We start from the raw sequence: 12,644 nt of genomic DNA on the forward strand, positions 1-12,644 counted from the left end.
GCGACCGAGTCCGGAGAGGCTCGACCATTATTCATGTCGGCGCCGTCGATGTCCGTCCCGACTCCCGACCGCCGAACGTCCGGTCAAACGTCCGGTTGAACGTCCTGGACTACCGCCGGTCCGGACGTCACCATGGGCTGCTCATCTCTCATCCATACCTGAGGAAACAGACTTATGCACGAGGGGTCTCCCTCCGTTCTCCCGTCCAGCCAGTCGAAGCGCCGGCGGTGGATCATCACCGGCTCGGTGCTGACGGTCGTCCTACTCCTGGCCGCAACGGTGTTGGTGGTCCGGGGACATCTCGCGAAGGAGCAGGTCAAGCGGGACGCCGCGTACGCCGCCGCGGAAGAGGCGCTCAACCCCATCAAGCTCGACGAGATCGACGCGCTGTTGGCCGCACAGGCCAAGGCGCTCAAGGACCGCGACGAGAAGGCGTTCCTGGCGGCCTACGACCCGGCGGACAAGAAACTGGTGGACCAGCAGAGCGTGCTGTTCCGCAACCTGATCAAAGTGCCGTTCGCCGAGGCCGACTTCAAGAGGCTCGGAGAAGGGTCGGCTTTCAGGCCTGTCGGCACCGGGGCCAGCGTCGACCACGTGGTGGGGTTCGTCCACAAGATCGACGGGTACGACCTGCACCCGGTGAACGAGCGCTACGAGTGGACGATCGTCCGGACCGAACAGCGCGGCCCGATCAAGGTGACGGCGGTCAAGGGCATCACCGACGACGGGGAGTTCAACTACTATCCCGCGCCCTGGGACAAATGGCGCACCATCCACGTCGAGCGGACCAAGCACACGCTGTTCATCGTGGACGGGTCGTTGAAGGCGCAGGCCAAGCGGTACGCCCCGCAGGCCGAGCGGGCCGCGGTGGCCGACCTCGCCGCGTGGCGGGCCGGGGGAGTGTCCGGCGAGACCCCGCGGGGGTTCGTCATCTCGTTGGTGAAGGGCAAGAAGGATCTCGGATCGCTCTACCGGACGTCGAAGGAGGCACCGCCGGAGTCCGGGGTCTCGTTCCGCGTAGACCGCTTCCAGGACATCAACGCACCGGAGGACGAGAAGGCCCCTCTGATCGGGGGCAGTCGGGTGGTGATCGACTTGTCCAGCCCGTTCTTCGATCCGGGTGAGGTCGACGGACCAGCGGAGCTCTTCCGGCACGAGTTGGCACACTCGCTGGTGGCCGCACTCAGCGACCAGCCGGATGACCTCACTGTCGTTCTGAAGTCCAGCTGGGTGACCGAGGGATTCGCCGAATACCTGGCTTACGAGCGGCGGCCGTGGACAACCAGTCGCCGCACCCCGGCCGTCAAGGAGGCCCTACGCGCCGGTTGGTCCCTGGGGCTGAAGGACGATTTCAACTTGAAGAACGCCGAGAGTTCCACGCTCGCCTACTGGTGCGGCCATGCGGCGATCGGTTACATGGCCGAGAAATACGGAGAGAAGAAGGCATTCGAGGTGGTCGCGGAGCACTACCGGGGCAAGGAGGTCAACGACGTCCTGCAGGAGGTGCTCGACGTTTCGTACGAGGACTTCTACGCCGAGTGGGAAAAGTACGTCAAGGCCAAGATCCGCTGACCCGTGTCGGACGCGAGCGGCGGTGGCCGGAGCGACAATCTCCTCGCTCTGGCCACCGCGGCGACGACCAGGTAGCAGGCCGTGGATGGTCGGCCGGCAGTCTATCCCGAGGCGTTCTGGACCACGAGGGGGAGTGGCGTATCGCGCAGTTCTCTGCGTGAGTCGATGGCGAGTTTGGCGAAGACCTTGCCCAGGTGCCACTCGACTGTCCGCGGGCTGATGAACAGTTCTGCGCCGATCTCCTGGTTGGTCTGCCCGTCGCGGGCCCGGGACGCGATCAGTGACTCCTGGGGTGTCAGGTCCAGGGTGGTGTCGGGCGTTCGTTTGCGGGTTGTCCCGCCGGTTGCCAGCAGCTCGTTGCGTGCCCGTTCTCCGAAGCCCTTGGCGCGGATCCGCATGAACAGGTCATGGGCCGGCTGTAGCTGGCGGCGTGCGTCCGCTCGTCGGTTGTTGCGCCGCAACCACTCTCCGTACACGAGCTGTGCACGGGCGAGATGTGCGTTCATTCCGCTTTCGGCAAGCCGGTCAATGGCTGTCCGATAGAGGTCGTCGGCATCAGGTCCTCGACTCAGCAGGGCTCGGGAACGTGCTTCCGTGCCCAGCGCCCATGGCGTACCGCTCGCCTTTGTGCGTTCCGAGAGTTGCCTCAGTGCCGCTTGGGCGACCTCCCACTGCTCCAGCCGGGCCGCCGCTTCCACCACCTCGGCCAACGCCCAGGACGCGAACGCGAGGCCGGTGCCGTCGGCGACGCGTGTGGCGGCGCCGAGCGCCGATGTGTATCGGCCTAGGCCGTTGTTGAGCAGTGCCGCGGCGTACTGCGTCAACCTCAACACGCCGTGGTCTTCATCCGCCGACGTGTCCCTGATCGCAGCTTGGCTCAGTTCGCCGGTGCCCGCCGGGTCGCCGTGCCAGGCCGCCAGGACGATCCGTGTGTACGGCGCCGAAACCCGGATCGTGGCGTCCAGCGCGGCTGCCTCTTCGGCGAGCGCGATGGCGGTGGCGAATTCTCCTGTCTGGACGTGGAAGCTGGCGTAATAGTCCAGAGCTTTCGGGAGCAGGCTCAACGTCCCGGACGCGCGGGCTCCGTCCACGTGACGACGCAACACCTCCTGCCACATGGTCGCGTCCCACAACTCCATCGCGACCAACGACGACGTAAGAGAGATCAGCCCGGCGTCCGCTGTGCGGCCGGCGTCCACCGCCCGCCGCAACGTCGGCGCTGCCGTCGCGTGCCCTTGGGTGAACAGCGTTGAGAGGCCATCGAGAAGGAGGTCGACCGCGTCCTGCGGGCGCTGATTCGCGGGGGCCGAACGGGCCGCCTCCGCGACCCAACGCATTCCCTGATGTCCCCGCAAACCCGCCGCTCCGGCGAACTCCGTCGCCATCAGCGCCTCCAGGTACGTCTCTCGGGCCAGAGCTCCATCGAGTGGGGCGAAGTGGCGAGCCGCCTCGATCAACAGTGCCGGTGCCTCGTCAGCCCGGCCGCGTGCGAACATCAGCTGCGCCCGCAGATGTTCGAGACGAGCCAGGTGCAGGCCGTCCAGCTCGACCATCTCGGCATCGGTCACCAACTCGTCGGCGGCGTCGAGCGCACCCGCGGCCAAGGCGGCTTCGCCTGCGGCCACAGCTCGCTGGGCACGGCGGATTGGCTGTGCCGTCAGTTCGGCGGCGCGCCGCAGGTATGCCGCGTTGGAGGCGGCGCCCCCTCGTGCCGCCGCTCGGTCGGCGCAATGGGCCAACTCTTCAGCCAACCGATCGTCCGGAGCCACGGCGGCGGCCGCGAGATGCCAGGTGCGCCGGTCCGGGTCCGTCCGCCGATCGGTTGCCTCGGCCAACGCGGCATGTGCTCGCCGAAGATCGAAAGGTTGAGCCGATCGACGGACGGCCGACCGCGCGAGTGGGTGGACGAAGCTGATCCGCAGTCCGATCTTGATCAACCCGGCGGCCTGCGCGATGGCACCGACGTCTTCGTCAAGGCCCGATGCGGACGCGGCTCGCCACACGACGCCGGCGTCGCCGAGCGGTTCCACGGCGGCCAGCAAGAGAAACTGTCGGGCCTGCCGAGGCAGGCCCCGCACGCGCCGCAGATAGGCTCGCTCGATCCGAGCGGACCGGCTCTCTGAGGACTCGGCGGTCGGTTGACCGACCCACGCGAGGTCCGAGGAGGCCAGTTCCACAGGCAACTCCAAAAGCGCCAGCGGATTCCCGCGTGCCTCAGCGAGGATCCTGTCGCGCACACGTTCATCACGCAGGCCCGGAGCCGCCGATGCCAGCAACCTGCGCGCGTCGCGGTCATCAAGCCCGGTCACGACCAACTCCGGCAGCCCCGCCAGCGCTTGGTCCCGGTCCGGTTCGAGCTCGGCGAAAACCATAGCGATCGGTTCTGCTCCCAACCGCCGTGCGACGAACGCCAACGCCTTGGTCGACGCTTCGTCAAGCCACTGCACATCGTCGATCAGACACACGAGCGGACGCCGGTTTGCCCACTCCGACAGCAATGTCAAAGCAGCCAGTCCGACCAGGAGATGATCCGGTGCTGGTCCGTCGACGAGCCCGAAGGCGACACGCAACGCGTCTCGCTGTGGAGTCGGGAGGACGTCGAGTTGCCCGAGCATCCTTCCACAGACCTGATACAGGCCGGCGTACGTCAACTCCATTTCGGACTCGACGCCGGTGACCCGGATGACGGCGGCGTCGAGGGCCTTGCCGGCCACATAGTCGAGAAGGGCCGTCTTTCCCACGCCGGGCTCTCCGCGCAACACGAGCAGCCGGTGCTTGCCGGCGCGCACGTCCGTCACAAGCTGGTCGAACAGTTCGCACTCGCCGCGTCGGCCAAGGAGTCCATGCCCTGCAGACATCGCGGATGTCTCCCTCGAAGCCACTCGCACGTCATGGCCGGTTACGGACGGCCGGTCATCCATACGGGCTTTGGGTTCAGAGTAGTCCTCCGGACCTGGGCATCGTGTCCGAACGACAAACCTCTCAGGCCGCCATCTTCGCCTTCTTGGCGCCTCCCCACAGCGATCCGGGGTTTGCCCTGCGTGGGTACCGGTCGAGCATCGCACCGTACAAGTCCTTCGCGGTCTTGGTGTGAGCGTCGAGGTCGTTGAAGTCACGCAGGTAGGTCGCGGTCTCGGCGAGGATGGCCGGATCGTCCTCCCGCTGAGGGTTCTTGTGACCCGCGACCACGACGGCCGGATCGAGCTCCCGCAGCCGATCGGCCATGCTTGCCCAGTGATCCCGCGTCTCGGTGGTGGTTTCGGCCATGTACGGATGGGTGTCGTTGTAGGCGACGTCGCCGGCGGCCAGCAGCCGCAGGTCGGGCACCCATAACACCGAGGATCCGGCCGTGTCGGTGAACCCGGTCTTGATGGGTTCCAGCTGGTGTCCCTCCAGGTCGATCCCTTCGGTGTCCAGCGCTTCCGGAACTGGCAGTTTCCGCGGGATCTGGCCGGGGAAGAGTTTTTCCCAGAACGAGCTGACCAACCCAGGTCCGCTCTGGACGACGGATCCCGTCGCGGTCTCCTTGGTGGCTATCGCACGTGCGCCCGGGAACGCGTCGATGATCTGACCGACGCCGAAGAGATGGTCGCCGTGGGCGTGGGTGATGAACACATGGGTCAGCCTGCGACCGAACGAGCGCACCCAGTCGACAAGGGCTTTGTTCTGCTCCACGGTGGCGTACGTGTCGACGAGGACCGCATCACGCTCGCCGTACACGAGGGTGGCGGTGTTGGCGACCCAGAACAGATCTTCGGGGCCGAAGGGCAGGTCGCGGGTGAGACCGGGCCGACGGATGTGGTGAACGGCGTACTTCATCTTCTCTCCTTGTCGCGTGTGCTCCCGTCGAGAGGGCCCGTGAGCGGCGATGGCACTGCGGAACCGCTCAGTACCTGACGGTGCTGGAGCCGAGCCGGGGCGACACGACCGTTGTCCGGCCGTCGACCGTCGCACCCGCGAACGCCAACGAGGGAGCGAGAATCCGGTTGTTGTCAGCGGGGAAGTTGAGCGAAGGCGTCGACACTTCGTCGAGACGGGTTGTCTGCTCGTGCGACAGCCGCACATCGACCGCGTCCAGATTCGCCTTCAACTGGTCGAGGCGTCGCGCTCCGATAAGGACAGACGATACTCCCGGGCGGGAACCTACCCAGGCGAGTGCCGCCGCTGCCGGTGTCGTCGCAGCCTCGGTCGCGACGTCGTGCAGCACGTCGATCACCTGCCAGTCACGCTCGGCGGGTGCGCCGACCAGTTCGCCGCGGAGGGTATCGACGCTGGCGTTGCCGCGGGCGAACTTCCCTGAGAGCCAACCGCTTTTCAACGGGCTCCACGGCAGCACACCGAGACCGTGCTCGGCTGCCATCGGGATGAGCTCGCCTTCGCCCGTCCGCTCCAGAAGGGAGTACTCGATCTGTAGGCCGATCGCCGGCGTCCAACCACGGAAGTTCGCGACAAGCTGCGCCTCGGCCGCCTTCCATGCGGGCAGATCCGACAGCCCCACGTAACGGACCTTGCCCGCGGTGACGAGGTCGTCGAGTGCGCGGAGGGTCTCCTCGACGGGGACGCCACGGTCCCAGTTGTGCAACCAGTAGAGATCCAGGTAGTCGGTTCGCAGGCGGCGCAGGGACTCGTCGGCCGAGGCGATGACCGCCTTGCGTCCCGCGCCGCCGCCGTTCGGGTCACCGGGGAAAAGGTTGCCGAAGAACTTCGAGCCGAGCACGATCCTGTCTCGTAGTCCCGGTCGAGCGGCCAGGTAGTCGCCAATGATCTTCTCGGAGTGACCGTTGGTGTAGATGTTGGCCGTGTCGATGGAGTTACCACCGCGCTCCAGATACTCGCTGATCATGGCCTCCGACTCGGCAACCGAGGCGCCCCAGCCGTGGTCGTTGCCAAAGGTCATCGCACCGAGGGTGTACGGACTGACACGCAGGCCGGAACGGCCGAGAGAAACAAAATGGTCGAGTGGCATGGCGCAAGTTCACACCGCGCGCCCGAGACCGAGTAGATCGATCCCGCCAGCGCGTTGCCTGATCCTGCCAAAGTGGCACTATTGCCTGTGTGAGCGCGCTGCCGGAGATCCGCGACCTGGTGCTCCGCCACGCCGGCCGCCCGACCCCGGCCGGCCTGGTCCTCCACCGCTGCGACACACCCACCGAGCCGATGCCGTCCCAGTCGGCGCCGGTGTTCGCCCTGGTGGCGCAGGGCGCGAAGCGCGCGACGTTAGGGACGAAACTGTTCGCCTACGGCGCGGGCCAGTTCATCGTGGCGTCAATGGAACTGCCGGTGATCGCTCACGTCAGCGAGGCCTCGCCCAACGCCCCCTACCTGGTCCTCGGCCTCACCCTCAGACCGCAACTGATCGCCGGGTTGCTGCTCGACGCGCCGCCGCCAGCTCGTGGCGGGCCGGCGCCTGGCGTCACGGTCAGCACGGCCGACGACGACCTGCTCGACGCGGTGCTGCGCCTGATGCGGCTGCTCGATCGCCCACACGACCAGCGGGTGTTCTGGGCAGCGACAGAACGTGAGGTGATCTGGCGGTTGCTGACGGGGGAACAGGGCAGCACCGTCCGCCAAGTGGGGCACGGCGACCCGAACACCGTGCAGATCGAACGGGCCATCCGATGGATCCGCGAGCACCACGCGGACCTGTTCCGGGTCGAGGACGCGGCGCGCGTCGCCGGAATGAGCCCGACGTCGTTCCACCGGCACTTCCGGGCGGTCACGATGATGACGCCGATCCAGTTCCAGAAGGTCATCCGCCTGCAGGAGGCAAGGGCCCGTCTGATCTCCTCGTCCGGCAACGTGGCGGCCGTCGGATTCGCCGTCGGCTACGAAAGCGCTTCGCAGTTCAGCCGGGAATACCGACGATTGTTCGGCGTCCCACCGGGAAAGGACGCTGCTCGACTGTCCCAGTTGAGCTCAGGTCAGCACGCCGAAGTGTGAGCCCGACGATCTTCGTAAGCGTAGCGAGCGTGGCCCTGACCCTGCCCCTGGTTCGTCGAGTCGGCGTTGACCAAGGCGTTGAGGCAGTCACCTGCGCCGGAACGCAGGTGACTGCACCCGGCGACGTCATGCGGTTGAAACGGCGCCTATTTCTAACAGGTCGCGGTGCCCTCGCAGAGGCGGCCGGCGGCGACCCGGCCGAGGTCGCGCAGCGCTGCTGCGTCGTTCTGGTTCCGCAGCCAGATCTGGGTGATCAAATCGCCCTGCCGGACGAAGACGTAGGAGTTGGGCTCGCCCTTGTTCGCATTGACCCGGATCAGCGTCGAGTCGGCGCCGGCAAAGCCGGTCTCGACCACGGTGAAGCGAACCCGAGGGCAGTGGCTGCGCAGCTGTTCCGGCAGGTTGTCGAGCCACGCCTCGGCCGCCGCCGACGAGTCCATCTTGTCGGTGATCTGGTAGAAGTCCTCGTCGTCGCCGCGCTCGTAGCTCTCGTCCCAGTGCCATCTCCCGAGGGGGTTGACACCCGCGCTCCGTGGGAAGGCGCAGGCACCCGCGTTCTTGTCCAGCGTCCGGGGCTTGCTGATCTTGTACAGCTCCACGCGGTGGTAGCCCGCTGGCAGATCGCTCTCCCGCAGCATCACGTCGCGCAGGTCGACACCCGGTCCGGTGACCTGGTCCGGTGGAGCGGTGCTGGTGCTGGGGCTGGGCGAGGTCGGCGGGCCGCTCACCGCCGGCGGATGGTCGAACGCGCCGGCCGCGAAACCCACGGACGGCAGGCCGACCGCGACGGCGGTCAGCACACCGGCTGCTGCCGTCTGCGACCGCCGGCGGCGCCGGGACGCCCGCCGGGCAGCGTCGGCCCCGGCCGGAACGGCCAGCGGGGGACCGGCGCGAAACCGCGCGAACAGCTCGTCGACGTCGTCAGGCATGGTGGTCCTCCTCGTCCTCGGTCAGCAGCGTGGCGAGCGCGGCCCGGCCGCGGTGCAGCCAGGACTTGACCGCGCTCTCGGTGACGCCTTCTTGCGCGGCGATCTCGGCGATGGCCAGGTCGGCGATGTGGTACAGCACGATGGCGCGGCGATGCCTCTCCGGCAGTGAGCGCAGTGCGCGGGCCAGCGCGACCCGGTCAGGGCTCGGCTCGGCCACCACCTCTTCGCGGTGGTACCGGGCGTGGGCCCGGGCCGCGCGGGCGCGGCGCCAGCGATTGTTGGCCACGTTCATCGCGACCCGCCGGATCCAGGCCGCCGGCTCGTCGTAGGTGGCCAGCCGGTCCCAGCGCGCCCAGGCTCGGCTGAAGGCCTCCTGGACCGCGTCCTGGGCCGCGCCGACATCGGCGGTGTACGCGTACATCTGGAGCATCAACCGGTGGAAGTTCGCACTGTAGAACTCGTCGAACGACGTGCCGGCCGCCGCGTCTATGCCGGGCTTGGCCACCCGCGCAACCGTCTCCATAGGCTGCCTCCTCGTCTCCGGAGAGGACACCCTTGACCCCGGTCGCGGGTTGCGCCGCCAGCCGACGAAATATCGCGCCGCGACAGCACCAACGTCGGCGCCAGCGAGGATGAGCCCTGACGCTCCATAATGGTCAGGTGCCCGCGTTCCTCCGTCGCCGGAGGTCGAAGGCCACGAGCAGCAGGGGCACGAGCACGGCGAACTGGCGCGTCGTGTAGTGGCGAAGCTGCGCCAGCACGTCCACGCCGGCCAGTTCCCGCTCGAGGGCACCGGGCGCGATCAGCATCAGTGCGTACACCGATAGAGGCGCGTAGTTGAGCGCGACGCCCAGCACCCACAGGCCGAAGACCAGCTGGCCGGTGCCGCCGAGCAGGATCAGGTAAATCCCCAGCGCCAGCCCGCCGATCACCCCGAGCAGGAACTCACCCAGGATCACCCACCGCCGCCACCTGGCCCCGACCGATCCGTACATGTCGATCGCGGCGAGCCGCCGAACGTCCACGCGTGCATCCTGCCACGGAGGACACCGACCTCGCGCGGTCGCGCTCACGTCCGTCTGTGCCCCTGCCGGTGTCTGACCACCCGGAGAAACGGGCCACAACGTTCGGCGCGGCAGCCGGGAAACGGCCTGGTCGGACGGCGGGGAGATGTCCCGGGCGAGCCCACAGATCGCCCGGGACGAGGACCGACTAGCAGCACTCCAGCCCGTGCCTGACCGAGGCGCCCCACGGCATGTTCGCCGCGGCGGCAGGTGCGGCGAACAGCGCCACCGCGGCCGCGCCGCCGAGGATCACGATCGCCAGGCGGCGGGCCAGTTGCGTGCGGAACCGTCCCATGACATCTCCTCGCGACAAGGGCCAGCCCCCGCTGACCCGGTGACCGCCACCGTGCCAGCGACGTGTGGAAGGCCCGTGGAAGCATCACGGCGGTCACTGTCGCAGGACCTGTCGGGTCCGGTCCCCGGTCCAGGCCGCTTCGAGGATCGCGGTCAGGCTGGCGGTGTCGGTCGGGCCTGGATGGTTCTGGATCAGGCGGGTGACGCCGCCGGCCATCTCCGCGAAGCGTGGGAGGTCGGCCCGTGCCACGCCGATGTCCGCCAGGGTGGGCGGGATGCCGATGTCGGCGAGGAGCCGGTCCAGCCAGCTGAGGAAAGCAGATGCGGCCTCGGCGTCCGAGGCGTCGGTCACGTCCAGCCCGCACACCCTGGCGAGGACCGCCAACCGGTCCGCGATGGCGTCCCTGGCCGCGTCGAGCGCGTAGGGCAGCAGCAGCCCGACGCCCAGGCCGTGTGGCGTGTGCGTGGCCGCGCCGATGGGGTACTGGAGTGCGTGCGGGGCCGCGCAGCCCGCGTGGGAGAAGGCCAGCCCCGCGAGCATGGACCCGTAGGACATGTCAGCGCGCGCGGACGTGTCGCCTCCGTCCGTGACGGCACGGCGCAGGCTACGGGCGATCCGCGAGGCGGCCAGGAGCGCGTAATGGTCGGTGATCGGGTTGCGGCCAAGGAAGACCTGCTCCACCGGGTCGCGCGGTCCGTGCGGACGGGGTCGCGCGGTGTAGCTCTCCACCGCGTGACAGAACGCGTCGATGCCCGAGTGGGCGGTGACGGTCGCAGGGCAGGTGTACGTGAGCTCGGGGTCGACGATGGCGAAGTCCGGCACGATGTGGACGCTGGAGACCCCCACCTTCAGCTCGCGGTCCGGGTCGGTCAGCACCGAGACGGGGGTGAGCTCGGAGCCCGTGCCTGAGGTCGTCGGGACCGCGACGAGCGGAAACGTCGGCCCCGGCACCTTCGACTCGCCGTAGAAGTCGCGCGGTGTCCCGCCGTGGCGCCGGATGACGCCGACGATCTTGGCGAGGTCGATCACCGTGCCACCACCGATGGCGAGGATCACGTCGGCGTCCACCGCAGCGGCGGCCGAGACAGCCAGATCCACATCAGACAGTGGTACGTCCGCGGTCGCGTCGGAGAAGACCCCGAGGACCGCGACCTTGCGACGCACCGCGGCCACGATCTCGGCCACCCCCGGCTGCCCCAGCAGCACCCGGTCGGTCACGACGAGGACGCGCGAACCACACTCCGCCACCACGCGTGGGATGTTCTGCGCGACCCCTTCGCCCACGATCAGTTGGCGTGGTCCACGGACGGTCTCAAGCATGTGAGTGCCTTTCGGTCACGGAAGGTCGATCGCCGCGTACGTGACGTCGAGGTACTCGAGGATGCCCTCGTGGGAGCCCTCCTTGCCGATCCCGGACTGCTTCACGCCGCCGAACGGAGCTGACGGGTCCGAGATCAGGCCGCGGTTGATGCCGACCATCCCCGTTTCCAGACCTTCGGCGAACCGCAGCGCCCGCTGGAGGTCACGGGTGAAGACGTACCCGACCAGGCCGTGCTCGGTCTCGTTGGCCTTCGCCAGCACCTCGTCGTCGGATGTGAACGAGATGATCGGCGCCACCGGCCCGAAGATCTCCTCCTGGAGCATCCGCGCGTCGTCGGGCACGTCGACCAGGACCGTCGGCGGGTAGAAGTGGCCCGGCCCGCCCGGACGCGCGCCGCCGACCACGACCCTGGCGCCGCGGTCGACCGCGTCGGCGACGAGCTCGCCGATCTTGGCGACCGACGCCTCGTCGATCAACGCACCGACGTCCACACCGTCGTCGAGACCATGGCCGACGGACAGCGCGGCCATCCGCTCGGCGAAACGCGCCGTGAACTCCTCGCGCACCGGCTCCTCGACGTAGATGCGGTTGGCCGCGATGCAGGACTCGCCGATGTTGCGCATCTTGGCCACCATGGCCCCGTCTAGCGCGACGTCCAGGTCGGCGTCGGCACACACGATCAGGGCCGCGTTGCCGCCCAGTTCCATGGAGGTGCGCAGCACGTTGTCCGCGGCTTGGCGCAGCAGCACGCGCCCGACCTCGGTCGACCCGGTGAACGAGAGCTTGCGGGTCCGAGGGTCGGCCAGCAGGGCGGAGACCACCGGGCCGGAACGCTTGGTGGTGATCACGTTGACGACACCCGGGGGTACGCCGACCTCCTCCATGACGCGGGCCAGGTAGAGCATGGTGAGCGGCGTCTGGCCTGCGGGCTTGGTGATCGTCGTGCAGCCCGCCGCCAGCGCTGGAGCGATCTTGCGGGCGCCCATGGCCAACGGGAAGTTCCACGGCGTCACGAGGACGCACGGTCCGACCGGCTTCGGTACGGTGAGGATGCGATATCCCCCTCGGGGAGCGGTGCTGTAACGCCCCTCGACGCGCACCGCCTCCTCGGCGAACCAACGGAAGAACTCGGCACCGTATGCCACCTCGGCCCGAGCTTCGGCCAGCGGTTTGCCCATCTCGAGCGTGATCAACCGGGCGAGTTCCTCGGACCGCTCGGTCAGTGCCTGATACGTCGCCGTCAACAACTCTGACCGTGTCCGCGGCGGGGTCGCCGCCCACCCCGCCATCGCCGTGCTCGCCGCGTCCAGAGCGGCGAGCGCGTCGCCGACGTCGGCGTCCGCCACCTCGGCGATGGTCTTGCCGGTGGCCGGGTCCTCGACGGGGAAGGTGGCTCCGGTCGCGGCGTCGCGCCAGGCGTCGCCGATCCGGAGCCGTCGGTGCTCGGGGGCCAGGACGGTCATCGGGTCACTCATTGCGTCGGCTCCTGTGATCTTCTCGGTGATGTCCGGCGTGCGAGGGTG

The 12,644-nt window shown here is 68.4% G+C and carries 11 protein-coding genes; 2 read left to right on the forward strand and 9 right to left on the reverse strand.

From position 1 onward, the window contains the following. The first annotated feature begins 174 nt into the window (after positions 1 to 174). On the forward strand, positions 175 to 1,572 hold the full coding sequence (locus AB0J88_RS21405; RefSeq protein ID WP_364353801.1) for a hypothetical protein: 1,398 nt from the start codon (positions 175 to 177) through the stop codon (positions 1,570 to 1,572). A 101-nt stretch (positions 1,573 to 1,673) separates the two neighbouring features. On the opposite strand, the gene AB0J88_RS21410 is transcribed toward AB0J88_RS21405, so the two are convergent. From AB0J88_RS21410 to AB0J88_RS21420, 3 genes are all read right to left on the reverse strand, one after another. Beyond that, positions 1,674 to 4,430, reverse strand: a complete 2,757-nt coding sequence (locus AB0J88_RS21410; RefSeq protein WP_364353804.1) for a LuxR family transcriptional regulator — start codon at positions 4,428 to 4,430, stop codon at positions 1,674 to 1,676. Between the two features lie 124 nt (positions 4,431 to 4,554). Next, on the reverse strand, positions 4,555 to 5,391 hold the full coding sequence (locus tag AB0J88_RS21415) for an MBL fold metallo-hydrolase (RefSeq protein ID WP_364353807.1): 837 nt from the start codon (positions 5,389 to 5,391) through the stop codon (positions 4,555 to 4,557). 67 nt (positions 5,392 to 5,458) lie between these two features. Further along, entirely contained in the window at positions 5,459 to 6,538 is a 1,080-nt protein-coding gene (locus AB0J88_RS21420) for an aldo/keto reductase (RefSeq protein ID WP_364353810.1), read from the reverse strand. Between the two features lie 119 nt (positions 6,539 to 6,657). On the opposite strand from AB0J88_RS21420, the gene AB0J88_RS21425 reads away from it, so the two are divergent. Beyond that, entirely contained in the window at positions 6,658 to 7,512 is an 855-nt protein-coding gene (locus AB0J88_RS21425; RefSeq protein ID WP_364353929.1) for an AraC family transcriptional regulator, read from the forward strand. A 152-nt stretch (positions 7,513 to 7,664) separates the two neighbouring features. On the opposite strand, the gene AB0J88_RS21430 is transcribed toward AB0J88_RS21425, so the two are convergent. From AB0J88_RS21430 to AB0J88_RS21455, 6 genes are all read right to left on the reverse strand, one after another. Then, entirely contained in the window at positions 7,665 to 8,441 is a 777-nt protein-coding gene (locus AB0J88_RS21430) for a hypothetical protein (protein WP_364353813.1), read from the reverse strand. Then, entirely contained in the window at positions 8,434 to 8,964 is a 531-nt protein-coding gene (locus AB0J88_RS21435) for a sigma-70 family RNA polymerase sigma factor (protein ID WP_364353816.1), read from the reverse strand. Before AB0J88_RS21435 ends, AB0J88_RS21430 begins: the two co-directional genes overlap by 8 nt. A gap of 133 nt (positions 8,965 to 9,097) precedes the next feature. Further along, on the reverse strand, positions 9,098 to 9,466 hold the full coding sequence (locus tag AB0J88_RS21440; protein WP_364353819.1) for a hypothetical protein: 369 nt from the start codon (positions 9,464 to 9,466) through the stop codon (positions 9,098 to 9,100). A gap of 187 nt (positions 9,467 to 9,653) precedes the next feature. Further along, positions 9,654 to 9,800, reverse strand: coding sequence for a hypothetical protein (locus AB0J88_RS21445; protein WP_364353822.1), 147 nt, complete (start codon positions 9,798 to 9,800; stop codon positions 9,654 to 9,656). A 93-nt stretch (positions 9,801 to 9,893) separates the two neighbouring features. Then, positions 9,894 to 11,120 (reverse strand): iron-containing alcohol dehydrogenase, encoded by a 1,227-nt coding sequence (locus tag AB0J88_RS21450; protein WP_364353825.1) that lies wholly within the window; start codon positions 11,118 to 11,120, stop codon positions 9,894 to 9,896. Between the two features lie 15 nt (positions 11,121 to 11,135). After that, the gene (locus AB0J88_RS21455) at positions 11,136 to 12,596 is read right to left on the reverse strand and encodes an NAD-dependent succinate-semialdehyde dehydrogenase (protein WP_364353828.1); all 1,461 of its coding nucleotides are present in this window, start codon (positions 12,594 to 12,596) and stop codon (positions 11,136 to 11,138) included. Positions 12,597 to 12,644 lie beyond the last annotated feature (48 nt).

This window comes from Asanoa sp. NPDC049475, assembly GCF_040676915.1.
Taxonomy (GTDB): domain Bacteria; phylum Actinomycetota; class Actinomycetes; order Mycobacteriales; family Micromonosporaceae; genus Asanoa.

Coding starts and splice junctions, on each gene's coding strand:
- AB0J88_RS21435 (WP_364353816.1), bottom strand. CDS start 8,964: ATGGAGACGGTTGCGCGGGTGGCCAAGCCCGGCATAGACGCGGCGGCC.
- AB0J88_RS21430 (WP_364353813.1), bottom strand. CDS start 8,441: ATGCCTGACGACGTCGACGAGCTGTTCGCGCGGTTTCGCGCCGGTCCC.
- AB0J88_RS21410 (WP_364353804.1), bottom strand. CDS start 4,430: ATGTCTGCAGGGCATGGACTCCTTGGCCGACGCGGCGAGTGCGAACTG.
- AB0J88_RS21415 (WP_364353807.1), bottom strand. CDS start 5,391: ATGAAGTACGCCGTTCACCACATCCGTCGGCCCGGTCTCACCCGCGAC.
- AB0J88_RS21450 (WP_364353825.1), bottom strand. CDS start 11,120: ATGCTTGAGACCGTCCGTGGACCACGCCAACTGATCGTGGGCGAAGGG.
- AB0J88_RS21405 (WP_364353801.1), top strand. CDS start 175: ATGCACGAGGGGTCTCCCTCCGTTCTCCCGTCCAGCCAGTCGAAGCGC.
- AB0J88_RS21445 (WP_364353822.1), bottom strand. CDS start 9,800: ATGGGACGGTTCCGCACGCAACTGGCCCGCCGCCTGGCGATCGTGATC.
- AB0J88_RS21420 (WP_364353810.1), bottom strand. CDS start 6,538: ATGCCACTCGACCATTTTGTTTCTCTCGGCCGTTCCGGCCTGCGTGTC.
- AB0J88_RS21455 (WP_364353828.1), bottom strand. CDS start 12,596: ATGAGTGACCCGATGACCGTCCTGGCCCCCGAGCACCGACGGCTCCGG.